At 38.7% G+C, this 21,999-nt stretch carries 22 protein-coding genes and 1 tRNA gene; 17 read left to right on the plus strand and 6 right to left on the minus strand.

Going from position 1 to position 21,999, the window contains the following annotated elements:
• The first annotated feature begins 375 nt into the window (after positions 1 to 375).
• Together C509_RS26575 and C509_RS0116970 are read left to right on the plus strand one after the other, a co-directional pair.
• Positions 376 to 552: a hypothetical protein gene (locus C509_RS26575; protein ID WP_169509234.1), complete on the plus strand. Its 177-nt coding sequence runs from the start codon at positions 376 to 378 to the stop codon at positions 550 to 552.
• A 266-nt stretch (positions 553 to 818) separates the two neighbouring features.
• The gene (locus C509_RS0116970; protein WP_018708131.1) at positions 819 to 1,697 is read left to right on the plus strand and encodes a DUF6612 family protein; all 879 of its coding nucleotides are present in this window, start codon (positions 819 to 821) and stop codon (positions 1,695 to 1,697) included.
• Between the two features lie 78 nt (positions 1,698 to 1,775).
• On the opposite strand, the gene C509_RS0116975 is transcribed toward C509_RS0116970, so the two are convergent.
• The 3 genes from C509_RS0116975 to C509_RS0116985 all read right to left on the minus strand — a co-directional run bounded on the left by C509_RS0116975 (position 1,776) and on the right by C509_RS0116985 (position 4,896).
• Positions 1,776 to 2,765, minus strand: coding sequence for a S8 family peptidase (locus C509_RS0116975; RefSeq protein ID WP_018708132.1), 990 nt, complete (start codon positions 2,763 to 2,765; stop codon positions 1,776 to 1,778).
• A gap of 124 nt (positions 2,766 to 2,889) precedes the next feature.
• Positions 2,890 to 3,150 carry a hypothetical protein gene (locus C509_RS0116980; protein WP_018708133.1) on the minus strand — a complete coding sequence of 87 codons (261 nt, stop codon included), beginning with the start codon at positions 3,148 to 3,150 and terminating at the stop codon, positions 2,890 to 2,892.
• 570 nt (positions 3,151 to 3,720) lie between these two features.
• Complete coding sequence (locus C509_RS0116985) at positions 3,721 to 4,896, minus strand: MFS transporter (protein ID WP_018708134.1); 1,176 nt, start codon at positions 4,894 to 4,896, stop codon at positions 3,721 to 3,723.
• A 203-nt stretch (positions 4,897 to 5,099) separates the two neighbouring features.
• Between C509_RS0116985 and C509_RS0116990 the strand changes: the two genes are divergently transcribed.
• The 8 genes from C509_RS0116990 to C509_RS0117025 all read left to right on the plus strand — a co-directional run bounded on the left by C509_RS0116990 (position 5,100) and on the right by C509_RS0117025 (position 11,458).
• Positions 5,100 to 5,612 (plus strand): type 1 glutamine amidotransferase domain-containing protein, encoded by a 513-nt coding sequence (locus C509_RS0116990; RefSeq protein WP_018708135.1) that lies wholly within the window; start codon positions 5,100 to 5,102, stop codon positions 5,610 to 5,612.
• 99 nt (positions 5,613 to 5,711) lie between these two features.
• Positions 5,712 to 6,167, plus strand: a complete 456-nt coding sequence (locus tag C509_RS0116995; RefSeq protein WP_018708136.1) for a MarR family winged helix-turn-helix transcriptional regulator — start codon at positions 5,712 to 5,714, stop codon at positions 6,165 to 6,167.
• A gap of 10 nt (positions 6,168 to 6,177) precedes the next feature.
• Positions 6,178 to 6,996 (plus strand): glutamate racemase, encoded by an 819-nt coding sequence (gene racE / locus C509_RS0117000; RefSeq protein ID WP_018708137.1) that lies wholly within the window; start codon positions 6,178 to 6,180, stop codon positions 6,994 to 6,996.
• A 245-nt stretch (positions 6,997 to 7,241) separates the two neighbouring features.
• Complete coding sequence (locus tag C509_RS0117005; protein WP_018708138.1) at positions 7,242 to 8,315, plus strand: GerMN domain-containing protein; 1,074 nt, start codon at positions 7,242 to 7,244, stop codon at positions 8,313 to 8,315.
• A gap of 90 nt (positions 8,316 to 8,405) precedes the next feature.
• Positions 8,406 to 9,176 (plus strand): ribonuclease PH, encoded by a 771-nt coding sequence (gene rph, locus C509_RS0117010; protein WP_018708139.1) that lies wholly within the window; start codon positions 8,406 to 8,408, stop codon positions 9,174 to 9,176.
• Positions 9,173 to 9,772, plus strand: a complete 600-nt coding sequence (locus C509_RS0117015; RefSeq protein WP_018708140.1) for an XTP/dITP diphosphatase — start codon at positions 9,173 to 9,175, stop codon at positions 9,770 to 9,772. The genes rph and C509_RS0117015 overlap by 4 nt, the downstream gene beginning before the upstream one ends.
• Positions 9,773 to 9,840: 68 nt before the next feature.
• On the plus strand, positions 9,841 to 11,307 hold the full coding sequence (locus tag C509_RS0117020; protein WP_169509235.1) for an MDR family MFS transporter: 1,467 nt from the start codon (positions 9,841 to 9,843) through the stop codon (positions 11,305 to 11,307).
• 77 nt (positions 11,308 to 11,384) lie between these two features.
• A tRNA-Arg gene (locus C509_RS0117025) sits at positions 11,385 to 11,458 on the plus strand.
• A 112-nt stretch (positions 11,459 to 11,570) separates the two neighbouring features.
• Here the strand turns inward: C509_RS0117025 and C509_RS0117030 are convergent.
• Both C509_RS0117030 and C509_RS24155 read right to left on the minus strand, forming a co-directional pair.
• Positions 11,571 to 11,822 carry a tyrosine-type recombinase/integrase gene (locus tag C509_RS0117030; protein WP_026319933.1) on the minus strand — a complete coding sequence of 84 codons (252 nt, stop codon included), beginning with the start codon at positions 11,820 to 11,822 and terminating at the stop codon, positions 11,571 to 11,573.
• 162 nt (positions 11,823 to 11,984) lie between these two features.
• The gene (locus C509_RS24155; RefSeq protein ID WP_018708142.1) at positions 11,985 to 12,374 is read right to left on the minus strand and encodes a hypothetical protein; all 390 of its coding nucleotides are present in this window, start codon (positions 12,372 to 12,374) and stop codon (positions 11,985 to 11,987) included.
• 363 nt (positions 12,375 to 12,737) lie between these two features.
• On the opposite strand from C509_RS24155, the gene rarD reads away from it, so the two are divergent.
• The 7 genes from rarD (at position 12,738) to C509_RS0117085 (ending at position 20,643) form a co-directional block, all read left to right on the plus strand.
• Positions 12,738 to 13,676 carry an EamA family transporter RarD gene (rarD, locus tag C509_RS0117045; RefSeq protein ID WP_018708144.1) on the plus strand — a complete coding sequence of 313 codons (939 nt, stop codon included), beginning with the start codon at positions 12,738 to 12,740 and terminating at the stop codon, positions 13,674 to 13,676.
• A 355-nt stretch (positions 13,677 to 14,031) separates the two neighbouring features.
• Positions 14,032 to 14,913, plus strand: coding sequence for a LysR family transcriptional regulator (locus C509_RS0117050; protein WP_018708145.1), 882 nt, complete (start codon positions 14,032 to 14,034; stop codon positions 14,911 to 14,913).
• A gap of 803 nt (positions 14,914 to 15,716) precedes the next feature.
• A complete protein-coding gene (locus C509_RS0117065) occupies positions 15,717 to 16,376 on the plus strand; it encodes a DUF3995 domain-containing protein (RefSeq protein WP_018708148.1) in 660 nt (219 codons plus the stop codon).
• 133 nt (positions 16,377 to 16,509) lie between these two features.
• Positions 16,510 to 17,184 (plus strand): response regulator transcription factor, encoded by a 675-nt coding sequence (locus C509_RS0117070; protein ID WP_018708149.1) that lies wholly within the window; start codon positions 16,510 to 16,512, stop codon positions 17,182 to 17,184.
• Positions 17,181 to 18,542: a sensor histidine kinase gene (locus C509_RS0117075; protein ID WP_018708150.1), complete on the plus strand. Its 1,362-nt coding sequence runs from the start codon at positions 17,181 to 17,183 to the stop codon at positions 18,540 to 18,542. The genes C509_RS0117070 and C509_RS0117075 overlap by 4 nt, the downstream gene beginning before the upstream one ends.
• A 227-nt stretch (positions 18,543 to 18,769) precedes the next feature.
• Positions 18,770 to 19,327 (plus strand): hypothetical protein, encoded by a 558-nt coding sequence (locus tag C509_RS0117080; protein WP_018708151.1) that lies wholly within the window; start codon positions 18,770 to 18,772, stop codon positions 19,325 to 19,327.
• Between the two features lie 923 nt (positions 19,328 to 20,250).
• On the plus strand, positions 20,251 to 20,643 hold the full coding sequence (locus C509_RS0117085; protein ID WP_018708152.1) for a hypothetical protein: 393 nt from the start codon (positions 20,251 to 20,253) through the stop codon (positions 20,641 to 20,643).
• 635 nt (positions 20,644 to 21,278) lie between these two features.
• On the opposite strand, the gene C509_RS0117090 is transcribed toward C509_RS0117085, so the two are convergent.
• A complete protein-coding gene (locus C509_RS0117090; RefSeq protein WP_018708153.1) occupies positions 21,279 to 21,914 on the minus strand; it encodes a YczE/YyaS/YitT family protein in 636 nt (211 codons plus the stop codon).
• Positions 21,915 to 21,999 lie beyond the last annotated feature (85 nt).

A 21,999-nucleotide genomic window follows, 5' to 3' on the forward strand; every position in this document is an offset into this window, starting at 1 on the left:
GGTATTATTGCGTCGGGGTCACAAGTCAAATTGCTGTGATGGCTGAAAAGCCACTGGAAATTTGTCTTCTTTATGTGAGAGTCTTCCACTTTTTTATCCTCCATAGGTCATTAGGAGGATTTCTTTTTTTATTTATAACCTTTAAGCTTATGAGGTATTGCGTTCTTGCTTGAAGGGAGTTATTTATGGAAGATTATATTGACATGCCAAAAATAAAAAGAATGGTTATGCCGGCAGGTCTTTCTCTTGTTTTCGTCGCGGTGGGGTACGGTTTTTAGTATTATCCTACAATGGAAAAGTTGAAGGCATATTGCCGGCGATGATTGGGGTCCTTGCCACCTGCGGTATTTGGATCTTGCTTGATTTACTTCATCAATGTACTTACCAAACGAGAACCGGCGGTCGTTATTTCTTACGAGGGAAATATGGATCAATCCAGTTATATTGTGGAATGAAATTGAGGCAATTGATTTGATTAATTTTTCAGGGCAGATATACCTCGGTATTTTCACATTTGACCGTGAGTTGATCATCAGTCGGACAGCGGTATGAAAAGGGTTCTAATGTGCTGAACAAAGGTCTTTTGGAATCACAGGTTAATATACCGGTTAAAAATCTTGACTGCACTATTGATGGACTGATGGATGTCATTTGCCAACGTTGGGAATGGGCAATGCTGACCGAATATTGAAACAGGGCTAATTGATTTGGTCCTTTAGAATCATTCTGTAAAATTATGAATCTAATAGGCTAATGATCCGTAAATAATAGAAAGCATCCAGACGCTTTACAAAATTTCAAGGGAGTTGACTTTTTTAATGAGGAAAACAATATCAATCATTTTTGGTGCGATGCTTATGATTTTGCTCGCAGCATGCGGCCAGACTGCGGAGCCGGTGAAGAAAGATTCTGAAGCAAAGCAAGGGGCATCGGAAAAGGATAAAGCCGACAAAGAAAAAGACTTGACGCTGGAAGAAGTCTTTAAGAAAACGGAAGAAGCAAACAAGGATATTAAAAGCTTCAAAAGTAAGATGAGCATGAATCAAACAGTTGAAATAGCTGGAGAAAAGCAGGATATCAATTCCGATATCGATATGGAATTCGTTACTGAGCCAATGGCATTGCATCAAAAAATGACAATGAACATTGGGGAAGAAAAACAGGAAATTGATGCTTATTTAACTAAAGAAGGCTTTTATATGTATGAACCGAATGAAAAAATGTGGATTAAACTTCCAGAAGAACTTTCAGGTCAGATTCTTCAAATGTCTGAAGGCCAGTCAAACCCTTCAGGACAATTGGAGCAGTTGAAAGAATTTGTTGATGAGTTTGATTTTAAACAAGATGACAAAAATTATATATTGACATTAAAAGCTTCAGGTGAAAAATTCGATAAGTTTTTGAAGGATAATGTCAAGGAAACATTGCCGCCTGAAATGCAGGCAGAAGATATGATGGGTGACATGAAGTTCAATAAGGTAGAATATGAATTGTTTATTGATAAAGAAACATTCTACTTAAGCGCATTGAACATGGTGACTGATATGGATACAGAGGTTGAAGGCCAAAAAATGAACATGAATATGGATATGGAATCCACTTACAGCGACTATAACGAAGTGAAAAACATCGAAATTCCGAAAGAAGCATTGGAAAATGCACAGGAGCTCGATATGGATCAGATGGGCGGGCAATGATCGCTTTTCTAATCATGAATACTTTTAAAAGGGAAGCCTGAGCTTCCCTTTTATTTATCTCATTATTTCTCATACCTATCAAACCCTCAAAGGCACATTTCCAGTACAAGCTTTAATTATTGTATCTGCAAACTCCTGATCAAACACTTTCACGAGGTATTCTGGGACTGTTAAATAAACAATTCCATTACCTTCAAGTTTTGGAGAAAAACCGAGTGGAACAGTTCTTTTAATTAACTGAGCATAAAGCTCAGGCTCAGAGAGCTGCCTCCCGAATTGTTTGTTGGCCAAAACCTTGATAAGAGCGAGTGCCCCCGTAACATGGGGAGTAGCCATGGATGTACCACTTAAGATGGCATATCTCCCATTTAAATATGTTGATAAAATTTCTTCCCCTGGCGCTACTAAATCTACTTCATCGTGGGAGCTTGTAAAATCCGAGGACAGACGTTCAGAATTGACTGCTCCAACGCATATGACTTCATTATACCGCCCCGGAAATCCGAATTCATCAGTGCTATCATCGCCATCCCCATCATTTCCGGCAGCACAGACAACCAATATATTTTGTGCGACAGCCTGTTTTATTGCTTGATAAAGCTCTGGGTTGTCATCAGGTCCTCCCAGCGACATGGAAATGATATCTGCATTTTGTTCAATCGCATAATGGATTCCACTGATGATCCAATCATGCTGGCCTGAGCCGTTTCTGTTGAGAACCTTCACGATTAATAAATTCGCTTCGGGAGCTACGCCGACCACTCCAATATTATTTTCAGTGGCTGCAATTGTTCCAGCTACATGGGTACCGTGTCCATTATAATCTTGGAATATTTCGGGATTGCCGCTGTCATCATCAGTGAAATTTTTTCCACCGATAATCCGATCCTTTAAATCGGGGTGGTTTATATCACAGCCAGTATCCAATACTGCAATTTTGACACCTTCTCCTTTTGTTTCCTGCCAAATCTTTGGAGCCTGAATCAATTCAATCCCTTTTGGCACCTCATTTATTTCATTTATCTGTTGAACTACCCGAAACGGAATACCTTGAACAAGTTGTTTCATTTCCTTTCCTCCTCATCGGAAAAATAACGTTCCCTTTTGTAAAAGGGTGAAAATTCTGTCTTATTTTACGAGAATTTGTCGTCTAAGGTTGAAAATACCGTTTTATGAGTCAAGTGCGGGAGTTTTAACAGACTTTATTCTTAGAATGTCTTTTATGGATGCTGTTTCGTTTTTTAAGCCTTTGAATTTCTATCTGAATATAAATTACCCAAAGAACGAATAACACTTCAATCCAATAATCCAGCAAAATTTGTATCGACCTTGTCAGTGTTTGTCCCGTTTTTAATAGTGCGTCAGGAAAAATTAGACCAGAAATGGTAGCAGTTACTCCGACCCATGGCAACCACCAGCTATTCGCATTTGCCCATTCTTTAAACCTTTTCACCGGTATTCCCTCCTTCCCTCATAATTAATGAGCAACTATTAAAACTGACTTTAAACATCCACATCGGTAAGGGAAAACTGCCAGGGACGAAGCTTTTTAAAAACTATGGGCAATCAGGGAAAAAGTGGGAGATTGATCTATATGATTTAACTTGGTGTACACAGGATTAAGATGCTGCTTCTGAATTTCTAAGTTGGCAAGGGCCGCATGCTGGGTATCTTTTATTCAATTTTGCCTAATGAAACGATCAAAAGGGGACGGATTGATTCACCATGGAATCTATATTTAGATTGTTCATATTGTAGTGGAAGGACATCAAGGTTTTATAGCTATTAATCAGTAGGGGATAGACAATCTTGCATTAGTTTTGAAGCGGTTACATTTAATGTCATAAACTTGGTGGATAACATAGTTAGGGCTATACTTCATTTACCCACTAATACAGGTAGTAAACCATTAAATGTAAAAATAGGACTTTTTATCCAGATGCCCATCCAAAAAAGAAAACAAACTTGAGATCGTCAAGTTTGTTTTCTTTTTGATTATATGTAGGGCAGAGGCTTTAGTTTTTTATGGTTGCGAAATAGAATGAACTTTTTTGGATCGGCTTTTGTATAGTTGATACATAAGAAAAGTAAGAATTGAGATGACCAAACCGGAAATATAAGGAAACCCGATTGAAATTGAAAACAGCCAGCCACCAAGGGGAGGACCGATAATTCTTCCCAATGAGTCAAAGGATGACAGTAGACCGGTAGTGCTTCCGTGCCCGGCAGCGGAAGTCTTTGTCAATAAAGCGGAAACACTCGGGCGGATCACACCATTTCCAATTCCGAAAATAGTGAGGAAGACAGCAGCTGTCGTAAAGTTATTAACAAGCAGGATTAACCCGAAACCAATGGCTGAAACTACGATGCCCGCCTGTATGACGGCTCCTTCTCCGTACTTTTTCGTCATCCTTCCAACCAACCCGCCTTGTACAATGGCACCGGCCAATCCCATGATCATAAACAGGTATCCCAACTGGACCGTACCTAATCCAGCTTTTTTGGCAGCGAAATAGGCAAATGTCGCCTCCAGACCGGCCAAAGATAGAGAAGTGAACAATTGTAATGCGTATAAAACAGTGATCGGTCCGCGCAAAACTTTGTGCAGCGGGATTTTTTTCGCTTTTTGTTCTCCACGTTCTTCCGGAGGCAATGACTCCTTTAAGAGGAGAAGAACGAAAATGAAAGTAAGTAAGCTAGAAAAACCGGCCAAATAAAAAGGCATATTTAAACTGGTTTTAGAGAAAATTCCCCCAATGGCAGGTCCAAAGATGAAGCCCATGCCTACCGCTGCCCCGATGATGCCCATTCCCTTGCCTCGATCTTCATCCGAAGTAATGTCAGCAACATATGCCATGACCGTTGGCATGTTGGCTGATGAAAGGAAGCCTCCGATAATTCTTGCCGCAAACAGCATCCATAATGCGGAGGAAAGTGCCATCATGAAAAATGAAATGGCCAATCCGAAAATTCCGATCATCATCACCGGTTTTCGGCCAATCCGATCAGATATCCTGCCCCACATAGGTGCAAAGAGCAATTGCATCAATGAATAGACAGCCATTAACAGACCGAGCTCTGCAGGGGATGCTCCCATTTCTTCAGCGTAAAAGGGCAGGACAGGGATGATGATTCCAAATCCGACCATGACAAAAAACATGACAGCAAATAGTATAGGTAATGCTTTTTTTGTATCCAAACCAAGTCCACTCCAGTCTACAAAGTATCTCCAATAAAAGGGCTGTAGAATAATCACCCAGTACTGCTTTTCAATTCATATTAACATGAAATGGACAGTGTTGTTAGCATAAGGCCTTTAAACATATTTCCGTTTGGAAATTTACGTTTTGTAAAAAAGAAATCGGGAAAACTGACAAGTAGAAGAAGGAAGGAGTGATTGATTTGGGTAAAAACATTGCAACATTGATAACTGATATGTTTGAAGATGTAGAATACTCGGAGCCGGCCAAAGCATTCAAGGAAGCGGGGCATACCGTCACGACCATCGAAAAAGAAGCAGGAAAAATGGTAAAGGGGAAGCAGGGAGAAACGAATGTTATAATTGATAAAAGCATTGATGACGTAAAACCCGAAAAATATGATGCCCTGTTTCTCCCAGGAGGTTTCTCCCCTGATCAACTCCGCGCTGATGAACGTTTTGTCACTTTCACTAAAGCATTCATGGACAAGAAAAAACCTGTTTTTGCCATCTGCCATGGTCCGCAGCTCCTAATAACGGCAAAAGCCCTGGAAGGCAGACAAGCAACCGGTTATAAATCTATCAAAGTCGATATGGAATACGCGGGGGCGAATTTTAAGGATCAGGAAGTGGTTGTCTGTTCGGAGCAGCTCGTGACAAGCAGAAATCCTGATGATATTCCTGCGTTTATAAGAGAGTCCTTAAAATTGTTATAAACAGGTGAACATAAGAGGGAAATCCCTGATTCCCTCTTGTTTTTTTGGCGAAAAAGGGCGACAATGCATATAAAAGGTTACAGGGAGTTGCGCTAAATCATGAATGATGGATCAGGTTTCATGCATAATGAAAAAACGGTCGCTGAGCTTGAAAAAGACTTGAGATACATATCTGCTATAGTGAAGCAAAAAGGGCGCGAATTGCTGGCGGATTATACGATCACACCGCCTCAATTCATAGGTCTTCAATGGCTTTTCGAAGAAGGGGACATGACAATCGGAGAATTGTCTAATAAAATGTTTTTAGCATGCAGCACAACAACGGATTTAATCGACAGAATGGAAAAAAAAGAGCTGGTTGAGCGGGTAAAAGACCCGAAAGACCGGCGTGTTGTTCGCATACACTTATTAAAAAAGGGCGAAATCATCATCAATGAAGTCATTAAGAAAAGACAGGAATATTTACACGCTGTCCTTGGTGATTTTTCGGAACAAGATGTCACAGCTTTAAAAGAAAGCTTGGCTAAACTGCATCAAGAAATGAAAAAAGAATGAGGCGTTTTTATTGAATGAGGCAATAGGAGTAATGGATTCGGGCATCGGCGGCCTGACAGTGGCAAAGGAAATCATGAGACAGCTACCCAATGAAACGATTTATTATGTCGGAGATACGGCCCGTTGTCCTTATGGTCCCAGACCAGAGGAGGAAGTAAAGGAATATACTTGGCAAATGACTTCCTTTTTAAGGAAGTATGATATAAAAATGCTTGTAATCGCATGTAATACGGCAACTGCCGCTGTATTGGATGAGATTCGGTCACTGCTCCCCATACCTGTCATCGGTGTAATTTCACCCGGGGCAAGGGCTGCATTGAAAGTAACGAAAAACAACAGGGTGGGAGTGCTTGGTACAGTTGGAACCGTCAGAAGCGAGGCCTACGTACAGGAACTGACCATGATTAATCATGAGGTCGAAGTGACCCAACTTGTCTGTCCCAAGTTTGTCCCGCTCGTTGAAAGCTTTCAATATAATAGCGAGATTGCCAAAAAAGTAGTCAAAGAGACGTTGGAACCGATAAAAAATAGCGAAATTGATACACTTATTCTCGGCTGCACGCACTATCCGTTGCTTGGTCCCCTGATTGAGAAGGAAATGGGCCCCCAGGTAAAGGTCATCAGCTCCGGTGAGGAAACAGCCAGAGAAGTTAGTGCCATATTACATTATAAAAATATGAGAAATACTGACCAGAAACTGCCTAATCACCGATTTTTTACAACAGGTTCAATTGAGATTTTCAAAAAGATTGCATCGGATTGGCTGAAAGATTCGGATCTTGAGATCCATTCCGCGAAGCTTGGCAAATATTTGACGCAACCAAGCTGAGTTGTGAGCTGCTGTGGGAAACCGCGGCAGCTTTTTTGTGTGGAGTATCGAAGTTTAATATTGTCGTGCGAAAATCCATATAACCGTTCGAACTCCTTTCGGAAAGTTTTTATGTACATTATTTAGCTGTTTCTATGTAGATGCTGAGGGATCATGGAATAATTTTAAAAAGATAAGGCCAAGCGGTCTAAATGAAAAAGACAGCTCGTATACATGAAGTACAAACTGTTCTAGGAGGGGTACAAATGTGTAAACGGGCGAAAATAGCCGCAGTTGCTGTTATTTTGGCAGCAAGTGCGTTCATATCAGGCTGCGGTCTTTTCGGTAAAGGGAAGGAGAAACTGGATCCGCCTCAGGATGTATCGTACTTAAAAGATGGAGAAGCATTGGATAGTGCTTCTGAAAAAGCGGAACCGGACAAAGAGACGGCAGGGGAAGAAAAAGCGGATACCGTCATGCGTGATCTTTACTTGATTGACCGAAATGGTATGGTCGTATCCCAGACACTTCCTCTTCCCAAAACAGAAAGTGCTGCTAAACAGGCCTTGGAGTATCTTGTTGCTGATGGTCCAGTTGCGGAAATTTTACCTAACGGCTTCAGAACCGTCCTTCCGGCAGATACAACGGTCGATGTCGATATAAAAGACGGGAAAGCAGTCGTTGATTTTTCCGAGGAATTTGCGACATATGATGCTAAAGATGAGAAAAAAATATTACAGGCGGTCACCTGGACGTTGACTCAGTTTGAATCCGTGAAGTCTGTGGAGTTGAAAATGAATGGACATCGCTTAAATGAAATGCCGGTAAATGGAACACCGATCAGTGAAGAAGGCCTCTCACGCCAGGATGGAATTAATATCGATGATTCAGAGACAGTTGATATTACGAACACACGCCCAGTGACTGTTTATTATTTAGCGCAGTCAGATGATGAAGTCTACTATGTACCTGTCACTCGCAGGATTTCCAATAAGGAGGAAGACGATGTAGCCGCGGTGATCAAGGAATTGGCAGATGGACCCGGTATGGTAAAGGGTTTGGCCAGCGCGTTGTCCAGTGATGTAAAATTGATGGAAGCCCCTGAATTAGAGGAAGGGGTCGTAACATTAAATTTCAACGAATCGATTTTAGGCAGTGACGAAAAAAGTGTTATTACAGATGCAGCTTTACATTCTCTGGTCCTCTCTTTGACTGAACAGGAAGGTATTACTAGCGTTTCAGTATTAGTAGATGGAAAATCTGAACTGGCAAATGAAAAAGGAGAGCCTTTGACAGCTCCAGTCACCCGTCCTGAAAAAATTAATGCTGTACGTTATTAAATACTGGAGATTTGTTATACTATAGATAAGCTTGAAGAGGCCGGCATAGAGGTCATGCCGGCTCTATTGTTTTTAAGGAGGATTTTATCAGTGCGTGTTGATGGAAGAAAAGCAGATGAACTTAGAAACATACATATTGAAACTGGATATTTGAAGCATCCGGAAGGTTCTGTCTTGATTACGGTGGGAGATACGAAAGTAATATGCAATGCCAGCATTGAAGAAAGGGTGCCGCCTTTTTTAAGAGGAGAAGGAAAAGGATGGATTTCAGCAGAGTATTCCATGCTGCCAAGAGCAACAGAAACCCGGAATATCAGGGAATCTTCCAAGGGAAAAGTCTCAGGCAGAACGATGGAAATTCAGCGCCTCATTGGAAGAGCACTTCGTGCTGTCGTGGATCTTGAAGCTATTGGGGAAAGGACGATCTGGATAGACTGTGATGTCATTCAGGCCGATGGAGGAACAAGGACAGCCTCCATCACAGGGGCATTTGTCGCCTTGTCGTTGGCGGTGTCCAAATTGGTAGAAGAAAAAGAACTGCCTTCTTTTCCGGTGACTGATTTCCTTGCAGCAACAAGTGTTGGCATCATTGAAGACCCAGGTGTTATTTTGGACTTGAATTATATTGAAGACAGCTCAGCTTTGGTCGACATGAATATAGTGATGACAGGTGCCGGGGAGTTTGTCGAACTGCAAGGGACCGGAGAGGAATCAACTTTTACAGCCAGTCAGTTGCAAGATATGCTTGCAGTAGCCTCAAAAGGTATAAAGGAATTATCCGCAATCCAGAAAGAAGCACTTGGAGAAATTGCAGATAAGATTGGCTCTAAGCCCGCTAATGGAAGTGAAAACCAATCATGAAAAGCGTAATTATAGCTACGAAAAATAAAGGTAAAGCGAAAGAATTTGAGCGGTTATTTTCCAAGCATGATATGGAAGTAAAGACATTGATTGATTTTCCGGATGTGCCTGATATAGAAGAGACTGGTGAAACGTTTGAAGAGAATGCCATCATAAAGGCAGAAGCAATTGCAAAACTTTCAAGTTCATACGTTGTGGCTGATGATTCCGGATTGGTCATCGATGCACTTGATGGGAGACCCGGCGTATTTTCTGCCAGATACGCTGGAGCCGAGAAAAATGATGAAGACAACATTGACAAAGTTTTGAGTGAAATGAACGGAGTAACCGAAAAAGACAGGACGGCACGCTTCTACTGCGCCCTTGCAATGGCCGGTCCGGATTTTGAAACATTCACTATTAACGGAGCGTGTGAAGGGTTGATATTGAACGAGCGCCGAGGTTCCGAAGGCTTTGGGTATGATCCCATCTTTTTTGTGCCTTCCGAAGGAAAAACAATGGCAGAAATGAGTCCCGCAAGAAAAAATGAGCTGAGTCACCGCGCGGCTGCCATGAAAAATCTGGAACCTTATATTGAAAAATTACTTGTGAAATGAAGTCTGCAGATGAGAAAAAATAAGAAATGATACACCTTCACTTCATATTCTGTTAAAATACGATTAGCTTGCATCAGAAATCAGGTGAAAAGGTGGCAAATGGAATCAGGGGCAGTGAAAAAGCATTTTGGTCCATTATTACCGCTGTTTTCTTCGGTAACTTTTTGGCGGTTATGAATACCTCAACTGTAAACATAGCAGTACCGGCTATCATGGGAGAGTTTTCAACGGAGCTTCCGACAGCCCAATGGACCGTTACAGGATTCATGCTTGCCGCAGGGGCAGCTGCACCTTCAGCAGGTTGGTTTGGCACGCGTTTTGGCTACAAGAGGCTTTACATTGCTGCTTTATCAGGCTTCTTCCTTTTTTCGGTTATTTGCGTTTTATCGAGTTCGATAGAAATGCTGATCATATCTCGGATGATTCAGGGGATTTTCAGCGGAATCATGATGCCCGTAACCATGACGCTTATATATCAAACGATTGATAAAAGCAGGCAAGCGTACGGAATAAGCCTGTGGAGTCTGTCTTCGGCTTTAGCTCCGGCGGTCGGCCCTGTTCTGGCAGGCTTCCTTATTGATATATTTGACTGGAGGGCCTTGTTTTATTTTAATCTTCCGGTGACAGCGGGGGCCATTGCAGCGGCAGTTAAATTCCTTCCGGATACCGATAAAGGGGGAAAAACACCATTTGATTTCTGGGGGGTGGTGTTTTCTTTCGGAGGAAGCATTCTTTTGTTAACCGCCTTCGCGGAAGCTGGGACATGGGGCTGGACGGATGTCAAAACTTTATCTTTGATAGGAGCAGGGACGTTCTTACTCTTTTTATTTATAAAAAGGGAATTGATGATAGAGTTTCCACTTTTAAATTTTTCTGTGTTTCAACACCGCAGATTTGCGTACGGAATCATATTAAATGCAGTTTTGTCGATTGCATTATATGCCGGTGCCTTTCTTGTTCCGATCTTTTTGCAGACATCGCTGAAGCTGGGAGCACTCCAAACGGGACTTATTATGATGCCGGGAGCTTTTGTCATGGCATTTTTTACGCCAATTACAGGAAGGCTGTATAATAGGACCGGGCCATTGCCGTTAATTATGGCAGGTTTGATTGTTATGAGCATTGGAACGTTCATGATGGGAGAATTAACCATAAAAACAACCGCTATATATGTGATCGTTTGGACATCCATCAGATATTTGGGGATCGCTCTATGCAATATGCCGATCATCAATGTGGGGATGTCGGCCGTCCCTCTTGATGTTGCCGGATATGCGGCAGCGTTGAATAACTGGACGCGCCAGTGCATCGCCTCATTATCGATTGCACTGTTTTCCGGATTGCTGGCTTATCGGGCCAAGATACACCTGACAACAGGAATCAATTCTGAGTCCGCTTCTGCTATAGCAGCAGGAGATGTGTTTTTGATTTCGCTTATTCCGCTGGTCATTGCCGTCCCATTGACACTATTACTGAAGGAAAAGCGCCAATCCGCTGAAAAAATTGTTTTGGCTGGCCAAAAGGTAAAGGATTAATAATAAATTTGGAAAAAACTATTGACTTTACCAAGCGCCAGCCATATAATAAAGAATGTCTTTAATAATAATATGATGTCCCAGTAGCTCAGCTGGATAGAGCAACAGACTTCTAATCTGTAGGTCGGGAGTTCGAATCTCTCCTGGGACGCTAACTAACAAAACGTCGAACCCTTTGAATCATAAGGAGTTCGGCGTTTTTATTTGTTATGACAAGTTCGTGAAGATTTTGTCGAAAAAGGTCGATTGAAGTTGGAATGACGTTAGATTGATTTTTTTACCTTAATTAGCCGGTTTATCAAAGAGACCATCGAAGTAAGATGCAGCTTCTTGATCCTCCTCAATAAGGGTATGTCCGTGATGTCAAACGTGGTTACAATCCTTGTATGCCCAGCACGTTTTTGTACAGCCTTTGGTCGAATTCCTTTTGTACTTAAGTAGGTGAGGGAAGAGTGTCTCAGATCATGAAATCGAATCCTTTTTAATCCAAGTTCTTTAAACTCATTACTTTGCATAAATCTTCCCCATCATTGACTTATGAAAGAGGCCCTGTCCTAAATCGGGTGGGCCTCTAATTTGATTTCTTTTACATAGTCAATTAGACTCCGTATCTTCTAAATACTCGTTTAATTTTGGCTGAATTTCTGTACAATTGAACGACTCTTTTCATTATCTTTCTAGGGTTTATTTAAAAAATCAAATTTATTTAGGTTGTCTAAATAGTATTGAAAATCTTCCACTTCAACAGTCTTTTTGCTCTTATTCTGTTCGTGGATAACTCCATAAGTAAGGGCGTTTAGATAACGATTAAGTCTTCTGCAGTCTGGACGCATATACCAACTACTAACATACTTGTTATCTTTAGATTCGAGCGCAAGGGTTATCCTGCGTCCTTCTTGCCAGTCAATCCCCCACTGAACAAATTCTTCTTCACCTGGTGTTACATTAGACCAATCAAATGGATATTTTTTGTTATCTTCAATCTCTTCTTGATGCTCTCTTTTTTCTTTTGGGGTAAAAAGAGAAGTTAGAGTTTCAGGATTTGTGATATTAATAGCTGCGAACACGTAATTGTGATCTATTTGATCGCTTCCCTCGAGGTCTAGTACCTTTTCCTTTGGAATTTCGTCAGCGTTAAATTTTTCATTTTTTTATATCAGTGATTCATTATTTTTCGTTTGTTAAAATTAAACAAATTTATTGTCGTGAAATAGCTTCAAGATATGACTCACAGTTGGTTGTGGCAATCCAAAGTAAAATCTTTTCATTTCGACTACTTTTAGGGATCCTTCCATTTGAATTGTGGTCAAGGTCAATTCCTCCTTTCACAATGCATTAATTTTATTCATGTTAATTATTATTAAGATTCGTTTTACTAATGCGATAAGCTCACTTATCGTATATATAAACCTTACTTAGGAGGAATTTCGATGTTTAAACAACTTCCTGATCAAACGATAGGTGTTATGTATACAGTAGCTTCATATGTCTCTTGGGGTATCCTACCCATCTACTGGTATTTTTTAAAAGAGATTTCTGCTTACGAAATCTTTGCGCATCGGATACTATGGTCATTTGTTTTGGCATCAGTCATTTTGCTTTTTATTGGCGGATGGTCGCAAGTGAAACAATTGATTACCAAAGGAAAAATGGCATTTTGGACGTTTGTAGCTGCACTTCTCATCAGTACTAATTGGTTTATTTTTATATGGGCAGTGACATCAAATCATGTCATCGAAGCAAGCTTAGGCTATTACATCAATCCACTGTTTAGTGTTGCACTTAGTGTAATCGTCTTAAGAGAAAGGTTGAACAGATGGAAGGTTATTTCGCTATTGATCGCGATAGTTGGCGTTATTCTCATGACGTTTCAATTTGGTCAAATGCCTTGGGTTGCGCTCATTATTGCTCTATCATTTGCATTATATGGATTAGTTAAAAAAATGGTTAAAGTTGAAGCCATTGTATCGGTTACCTTAGAAACAATGTTCATCTTGCCCATTGTTCTATCCTATTTGCTTTTCCTTGAAACTGAAGGAACCAGTTCACTTAGTCGGATCTCACTCTTCGAAACTATCTTGCTTTTAGGAGCGGGAGCCGTCACAGCATTTCCACTGTTATGGTTTGCAAAAGGAGCCCAACATGTTCCGCTATCAACGCTAGGCTTCCTACAGTATATTAATCCCACTCTTCAACTGCTTGTTGGTATTTTTATTTTTAACGAAACCTTTACTCACTCACATCTCATCGGCTTTGGCTTCATCTGGGTGGCGCTAGTCATTTTTTCTGTCTCACAACTCAAATTAATGCGGCATTTTCATCTGAGAATTGCTAAAAAAATAATTACTCGGATTGTTAAACATATATAGTAATAATAGTGTCGTATAATATGGAAATTATTTTACTTACCTTTTGTAAAATTAGGCCACAAAGAGCGTCCAAAATAACTAGATTCCAGGTGTTTTCACTTAACCAAATACTTTTTTTCACCCCTGCTCAAGGACCCATGAAAGGAGCTATCTTCATGTGAACATTACTATGTCCCTTAATTCAGCCACTGCAGCAATGTCAACACCAGAAGAAACAAGCTCTCTCATAAGTATGGCGTAATTTGAATGCCAAGCTTTTCAAATATTCCTATAAACATTCATTTTATTAATAAAATGAATGTTTATAGTTAATTACATGAATACAATTAATGCAAAAAGGATAGGTGGAGCATCAATGACCATTATTCAAATGGAGGTATTCCTAAAAGTAGTGGAAACAAAAAGCTTTACAAAGGCTGGGGATATCTTGGGGTTAACACAATCAGCTGTAAGTCATGCGATTTCAAATCTTGAAGCTGCGTTGGGTTTCCAGTTAATCGTACGGAATCGTTTAGGAGCAAGTGTTACTCCAAACGGAGAGATGATCATTCCTTATATTCGAAATATCCTACAACAAATACAACTAATGAAACTGGAAGCAGAGGCGATTACTGGTCTGCAAAAGGGTAAAATAACCATCGGCACGTTTGAGAGTGTTACAATCAAATGGTTGCCTCATATCCTTAGACGGTTTAATCAACAGTTTCCTCATATTGAAGTAGAATTGCTGGAAGGATCGTACGAGGAAATTGTCCAATGGCTTCAAACAGGAACAGTTGATGTAGGCTTTATCCTACAACAAGATAAAATAATTGTAGATTTTTATCCTCTTAAAGATGATCGTTTAAAATTACTGCTTCCATCCAACCATGCACTAAATCGGCATCAAAATATATCGATAAAGCAGCTAACATCAGACCCCTTTATTATGCCGTCTAAAGGATGCGATGAACATGTGCGAAAACTGTTCAAAAATCAAAATGTACTACCAAACACAAAGTTTGTCATCAAGGATGTACATTCCATTTTTGCTATGATTCAAGGGGGATTAGGGATTAGCATTTTGCCCGAAATGACCCTTCCCGGTCATCTGGATCAGATTTGTACAAAACACATAAGTGATGATGTCTATCGGACAATTGGAATAGCAGCTCCAGACTTTAAACAATTATCGCCTGCAGCTGAGAAATTTCTTGAACTGACAAAATTCTGGATATCTAGCGAAGCCGTTTCTTAATTTTTTTATACACCAAGCAGTCTTAACAAGCATGCGGTTCCGATCTCCTCCTTACGGGCACTCCAGATATTGATAAGGATTCCATGGTCGTATGAATTTTTAATGAATGGAAAAAGCTGAATCGCATCGTTCAAAAAGGGAAAAAGCACTTTGGATCCTTGCTCCAAAATGAAAAATATCGAAAATAGAAAAGATAGATCCTAAAACGGGAATACCAATACCCGGAAGTGATAGAAAACTTAAAAACAGCGGGTGCCAGCTGGCTTTTATCCTATTCCAAATGGATTTGAATTATCTATCGTGGCTTGCCAATCGCATGTGGGATTGGCTTGTAGAATTGGACTTTTGATATTCACGGTGATATGTACGTGAAGTGGGACATGGTCATTTTCGAACCGTGGTTTTTGATGGAAGGCATTTTACTTGCCATTCCAAGATGGTGTTGAAAGGGCATGGAGAAGGAAGGTCTGGCTTGTGGGGTGTATGCTTGGCGCGATTTTGGATTTTGGTTGTGAACGCATCTTTATTGAAAAAAAGTAACAGGTACGAAACGTGATCGTCTGAAATAAATCGTATGCTTGACTTTCTTCGGACAGGAGATACAGTCGTTTTCACCGATCTTACTCGCTTTATGGAAAAGTTTAAACAGAATTTAAAAATGACCTCACTTTTATTTAACTTTCGGTAGTTAGAATAAGAGTGAGGTTTACTTATGTGTTGATTAACAAGACGTTGTTATGATCGCTGTTAAATCGAAAAGGCAACTTGAATACAGATACTGTAGAAATGGAGGTTAGATGATAATGAATATACAAACTGGGACGCAAAGTTTGAATTTCTTTGAACGGTTAACAAAGTCTTCAGTTTGGCCTGCATACGTTGGTTGTATTAGTGCATTCATGTATGCTGTTTTTGTCAGGTTTTATCATGCTGCTGGTGGAACCATTGGAATTCCAGGTGAAATGAAAGATCCTGAAGCCATTCATATGGGAAGTTACATTGCTGGTGTTGCTATTTTGTTCTGTGGGCTTGCTTTGATTGCACTTATTAAACCTTGGAGTAGAATTGTTCCAATGAACATTCCAGTTGGAGGGAGAAGAATTCATCCACTTTTATTATTGACTCCAACACTTATTGGAGCTGCCTTTTTAATTGCTCACGGGGTAAGCGGAATCATTACAAGAATTCTACTATTAGTGGGTTTCATTGAACTTGATTTCCCTGGCTTTATAAAAATAGATGTACGTGAATTGGCGTTATGGGAGCTAATGTTTTATGAGCCTTGGTTTGTCTTTATGGGCATAATGGCAGGATTAACCTCTGCTCATTATGCCCAAGCCTCCCAGGTAAAGCAGACTATATTTAGGCTAGGAACAATATTTTATTTAGTGATCGTCCTTCTTTTAACAGCTCTATTTGTCCTTTCTATCATTTATGATTTCGTTGATAAAATTAGCTTTTAATACTCTGGATTGTTGTGAAGTAAGCAGTATTTCTGCTTACTTCAATAATTTTAATGACCTTTTGTTAAATTACGATGATGGCATGTTAAAATTAGTAAGAAATTTTGAAATTTAAGGGGGAGGCATCCAGTCTATGAATCTGACAATTTTACATATTGAAGACGATCAAGAAATTGGTTCATGGGTAAGTGGATTTCTTAAAGAACACGGATTTGAAGTGATTTGGATTACTTCCGGTAATGATGCAATGCAACATATGGATCGTGCAGATCTTGTTATATTAGACATCATGCTGCCAGGACTGGACGGATATTCTATTGGTCAACGTTTGAAAAAAAAATACCCTCATATCCCAATTTTAATGCTTTCGGCTAGGACATCAATGGAGGATAAGCTGCAAGGACTCACCTTCGTAGACGATTATATGACAAAGCCGTATCATCCAGATGAGTTAGTTGCGCGTATCCATGTTCTACTAAGGAGATTGGGTGTAACTTCACCAGAAATCATGCAGGTGAAGCATTTGCGAATCGATCAAAAGGCAAACCGCATTATAAATACAATTTTGAACGAAGATATTATTCTCACGGGAAAACAATTTCATATCTTTATGTATTTAATGGACCATGTAGATCAAGTATTGACAAAGAAACAAATCTACGAAGCCGTATGGGGAGATGCATATATAGAAGGGGATAAAACATTAATGGTTCACATTCGCCATTTACGTGAAAAAATTGAAATAGATACTAAAAACCCTCAAATCATTGAAACCATTCGGGGAATTGGTTATAGGTTAAGATCATGAATAATCTAAACACTTTAATGACAAGATATTTATTTCTGATTCTAATAGCTTTAGTTTTATTGCCTCTTATCCCAGCTGTCTATTTTTCATCCCTGCTGTTTAATGACAAATTGTACCATGCTGAGAAAATAGAAGAAATGTGGAAGCAGGAGGCTTTTGAGTTAGATGGCCAAGGTGAAGATGTTATTAATCAGCGTCTGCAATCCATAAAAAAGACATACCCAAAAGTAGAAATCTTTTGGGTCAATGGAAGTGGCGAAACTGCATTTATTGACGAAAAAATTCCGGATATTCCTGAAAAATGGACATTCACGGACTCTTTATTGTTTTTGGAGGAAAGCAAATTTCATGTAGATACATTTTTGCTTACGAAAAAACCACAAGACACTTATACCATTTCTACATTAATAGGAAATGATCCTAAGCAGGGGATGATGGTTCTTCAAATGGATGTAGATGATACAAATTTAGGTAGTTTTTCGTTATTTAAGGATTATCCTTTTCTATTATTTTTCTTCTTTATTTGTGCAGCTTTTCTACTAATCTCTTGGTTCTTCTTTTTTTCTATTCGAAAGAGGCTTGTTAATCTACAAATTGCAATGACTAAAACAGGTGTAGATGGAATTCCTGATAAAGTCGTGATTAAAAAAATGGATGAGATTGGAAAGCTAGAAAATGCTTTTAATGAGATGAGTAGTCAATTAAAAGATAGCAGAGAACGGGAGCAAAAAGAAGAGCGACTCAGAAAGCAGCTAATTGCTAATATATCTCATGACCTTCGCACTCCATTAACCGTCATTAGACAGCACGTATATTCTCTAAAAAATGGCAATCTATCATCGTCTAAAGAAAAAGAACCCCTACAACTTATTGAAAACAAATTAGGGCACATGGACAAACTGATCAATAATCTTCTTTCTTATACACTGCTTTCAGCTGGAAAGCACCCAATTTATATGAGAAACACCGACATATTTGATGAACTCCGTAAGGCAATGGCGGAATGGTATCCGCTTTTTGAAGAGCACGGATTTGAAGTTGATATTGATTTACAGGAAAGGTCATTAATTTGGAATGTAGATCCTATTTGGTTCAAAAGTATTTTGGATAACTTATTCCAAAATGTTATTCGGCACGCGTCCTCCGGAAAATATATTGGCGTTTATTCTATTGAGCGAAAGGGATCAATCTTCATTGTCATAAAAGACAAGGGAAAAGGCTTTGAACATAAAACAGAAGCAAAAGGTGTTGGAATTGGTCTTTCAACCGTCTCGCTCATGGTAAAGGAAATGAATTTAGATTGGGAAATATCTACGTCTTCAGAGGGAACCAACATATATCTGGGTTTGGAAACTTAAACTAATCTTTAACTTTGAGTCACCTTAAAGCACATCTTAACAGTATATCCTTTTTATAAGCAATCATTAGAAAGGGGTGTATATAAATGAAAGATACAGCAAACAAGAGAGAAACTTTAGTGTGGCATTCCAGGATTGGCTATCCTGCTTTATGTTGTCAGCAATTTATGGAAAGTAGCTTTTAAATATAATAGGCTTCATATCTAATAGGAGAAGGGGAATGTCTTTTGAGCTTAAAACATGAAAAACAAATGACGACAGAAATAGCTGATACAACTTATTTGACTAAAAGATGGGGCTATGTTGCAGCTTTTGCGCTGTTGCCGTATGCGATTTTAAAATCGCTTTGGGCATGGGGGTCAACGGTTGGACTTACAACAGAACAGGCAATACAAGATGTATCAGGACTTGGTGATACATTAAAGGAAGGATCAGCTTTTCTATATACGTTATATAACATCGGAATAGACTTTACAGCTATCTTGGCGATACTGGCATCTTTATTTGCTTTAGCTCTCGTGACTTCCTGGGGGGAGAAACTGCCAAAAAAGTTATTAATCTTATTAGGATGGTCAGTTGGAGCGTTGACAGTTCTAATTAGCTTCTTGACAGCTCTTCAATTTTTAGGGGTACTTCCAAAGGGATACACCGAAGGCTTTGCCATTTGGGTGTATGTGGTAACGTACGGAGGATTGTTCTTGTGGGGAGTATCTGTATTTATAGCAACACTGTCGTTCCAGCGACGGATTAGAAATAAACAATCCCTTCGTAAAAAGGTGTTTTAGGCAATCATCTACTTTGAATCTATTTGCATAAACATCAGCCGGGTAAAAGAGAGGACAATTTTAATGATGGAAGTTTTATTTATTCGTAGCTAAAAACTAACCTCTTAGAATATACAAGACCGGAGAAGTATAAGCACGATTGGATTTTTTATTCAAGGTATTCATTAAATAGACTCTCAAACACCTTGCTTTGTACACAAACCTCATATCATAAGCTTTAGCAATACCAGTAGCTGTTCATGAAGTAAAATTGAAGTTGGCTGAATCTTAGAGTACCCGCTTTGAAATGGCTTTTGATCATCAATTTTTAATACTTTATTACTGGCAGCTTTCATCAATAAAATTCATTTATATGGTTTCTTATTTTTTTTCCCAGAATCCTTTGAAACCCTTATGAATAGGTTTTTTGGCTTTTATTTGTCGGTTCATGATTATGTTTTGAAGCGGTTTGGTGAAACAGGGGATTAAAGCACTTTGCATAAACTAATAAATAGGGCTTATCTTAAAAAGATACTTCAGAAAAATGTTTAGAATTTGAAGTAATATGCACTAAGGGAATGAAAAAAATGAGAATTGACAAACTGATGGGTGACAAAATATAGTTTGAATAGAGGAATTTGAGAAGTTAGATTATCCTTTCTATACATTAAAAAGGATAAAGGTTATAGAATAAACGTTTATCGCATGTAAAGTGAGTCCCTCTGGGGCGTTTTTGTATGTATTAGGGCTAAGGTTGATACTATGGAAAATGCTCCAAAACGGGGTTATTTCAACGTTTTGGAGTTTTTCTTTTGATTAAAAGCGAGAGGCTTTAATACAATTTTTTACACAAACATATCTTCGAACGTGGAGATTTCCTTTTTTCATCACGCTCTCTCAATTCCTTGATGACGTCTGCATATTTAGACATGGGGGTAACTTTAATGAATGAGATTAATCTTATTAAATATGTAAAAAGAACAGAGTATTTAAAGGCTATTCTAATTAAATTAGTATTATCTATTTCTGCTGCTTTTCTTTTCGATAAAACGCTCGATAATGGATTACCCAATATTTTTTCAATGATATTTACTTTGTATTTTGCATTTACTATCTATCATATCGGTTTACGTTTGTCTGGTAATTATATTATCGCTTTTATATTGTGTATTTTATTTGCTTGCCTAATCGTCTTTGTCAATGATTTACATGGAACAGGTAAAATCTCTGATTTTTGGAGTGATTTTTTCTTTCTTTTTATCGTGATAGCACCTTTCTTATATGATTTATATATTTTTATTTATGTATTATGTATGAAAATTAAAAGTTTAAAATGATAAATTTTAATCATTTGGTTTTGACATAGATAAGTGTAGAATTTGTGGCTCGGTTAAATGGTTGTCGAGAAAAGTGTTTGCAACAATAATACATAATCTTTAAGCTGCTTTCTTTGGTGGAAGTCCTTGCACTTAAAGGAGATTGGACCAAAAGGTATAGTCTAAATTTCAATTAGGCAGGCGTTGTAAGCCATAATATTGCTTAAACAAGTCTATTAAAATAAAAGCCAATTGAATCCCATTGGATTCAATTGCTTTTTTATTTATCAATAATCAGTAAGGGAGGACGCATGGAGATATTCATGTGTTTTTAATTTATTAGGGTCTACTGAATGCTTTTTTGTTTTTTAAAACAAGGCTTTTTCTTTTTTGCAAATCATTCGCAAAGATACCTCCCTATAATATTAAAAGCATGTAACTTCATAAACCTTCTGGACTCTGACCTTCCACAGCTCCAACGGATCATTATGGGGTCATAACTTTTGGTGATAATTGTTTTATTTACAATATAAGGAATAAACAATAATCACGATAACGACGGAATGTACTCTTTTTACCTGCATTCCGTATGTTCATATCCATTTCTTAGGAGCCAAAAACAGCAGGTCAGGTAAACAAGAAAAATAAAAAGCATTCTATACTGAATCTTTATCAGAAGTTGGTGAAGTACTGGAATGTGTTAATATGGGGTCTAATACTTTTTCAGTATAGGGCATAAAGTAATTAAGTATTAATCCCCCTAAACAAACGGTTAATAAAGTTCCAACGCCAATGGGTCCATTTAAAATCAATGCCATTATCAAGAATGCAAGGTAAATGAATGTTCTCGAAAAAAATATATTCGTTCTAGTTAATTCTTGTATGATTAATGTTAGCCGGTCAACTGGAATCGGTGCAAAATTTGTGTGTAAATACGTTGCAGTTCCTAATCCTATAACAACCATGCCGATTCCAAAGCAAATGACTTTGCTGTACCACAGTTCAGGTGTTATCCAATTGTGCAACAACAAGAGCCACATATCAATACCAACGCCCGTTATAAATGCAGTTAACAACCCTAAAATTTCTGGTCTTTGTCTTTTTAAAAATGAATTACAACCAATCAATATTAAAGCTATGATGATTTCCCAACTTCCCACAGTAAGCCCTACATTTACGGAAAGACCTACCAAAAGGGCATCAAAAGGTGAAGTACCAAGGTCTGATTGTATAGTGAAAGAAATACCAAGGGTAAATGTTAAAATTCCTAATACATAAAAAACATATTTCACTTTACTCGACCTCTTTACCATTAATTTTTTGTTGCAAATGCAATAAAAGTACATTACAATAAATATATTCTATTTTTGTTGCACT

It is taken from the genome of Siminovitchia fordii DSM 16014 = CIP 108821, from assembly GCF_000374565.1.
Lineage (GTDB): Bacteria > Bacillota > Bacilli > Bacillales > Bacillaceae_C > Siminovitchia > Siminovitchia fordii.

Coding starts and splice junctions, on each gene's coding strand:
- C509_RS0117070 (WP_018708149.1), top strand. CDS start 16,510: ATGAATCTGACAATTTTACATATTGAAGACGATCAAGAAATTGGTTCA.
- C509_RS0117050 (WP_018708145.1), top strand. CDS start 14,032: ATGACCATTATTCAAATGGAGGTATTCCTAAAAGTAGTGGAAACAAAA.
- C509_RS0117030 (WP_026319933.1), bottom strand. CDS start 11,822: ATGCAAAGTAATGAGTTTAAAGAACTTGGATTAAAAAGGATTCGATTT.
- rarD (WP_018708144.1), top strand. CDS start 12,738: ATGTTTAAACAACTTCCTGATCAAACGATAGGTGTTATGTATACAGTA.
- C509_RS0117015 (WP_018708140.1), top strand. CDS start 9,173: ATGAAAAGCGTAATTATAGCTACGAAAAATAAAGGTAAAGCGAAAGAA.
- C509_RS0117085 (WP_018708152.1), top strand. CDS start 20,251: ATGAATGAGATTAATCTTATTAAATATGTAAAAAGAACAGAGTATTTA.
- C509_RS0117075 (WP_018708150.1), top strand. CDS start 17,181: ATGAATAATCTAAACACTTTAATGACAAGATATTTATTTCTGATTCTA.
- C509_RS26575 (WP_169509234.1), top strand. CDS start 376: ATGTACTTACCAAACGAGAACCGGCGGTCGTTATTTCTTACGAGGGAA.
- C509_RS0116970 (WP_018708131.1), top strand. CDS start 819: ATGAGGAAAACAATATCAATCATTTTTGGTGCGATGCTTATGATTTTG.
- C509_RS0116995 (WP_018708136.1), top strand. CDS start 5,712: ATGAATGATGGATCAGGTTTCATGCATAATGAAAAAACGGTCGCTGAG.
- C509_RS0117005 (WP_018708138.1), top strand. CDS start 7,242: ATGTGTAAACGGGCGAAAATAGCCGCAGTTGCTGTTATTTTGGCAGCA.
- C509_RS0117065 (WP_018708148.1), top strand. CDS start 15,717: ATGAATATACAAACTGGGACGCAAAGTTTGAATTTCTTTGAACGGTTA.
- C509_RS0116975 (WP_018708132.1), bottom strand. CDS start 2,765: ATGAAACAACTTGTTCAAGGTATTCCGTTTCGGGTAGTTCAACAGATA.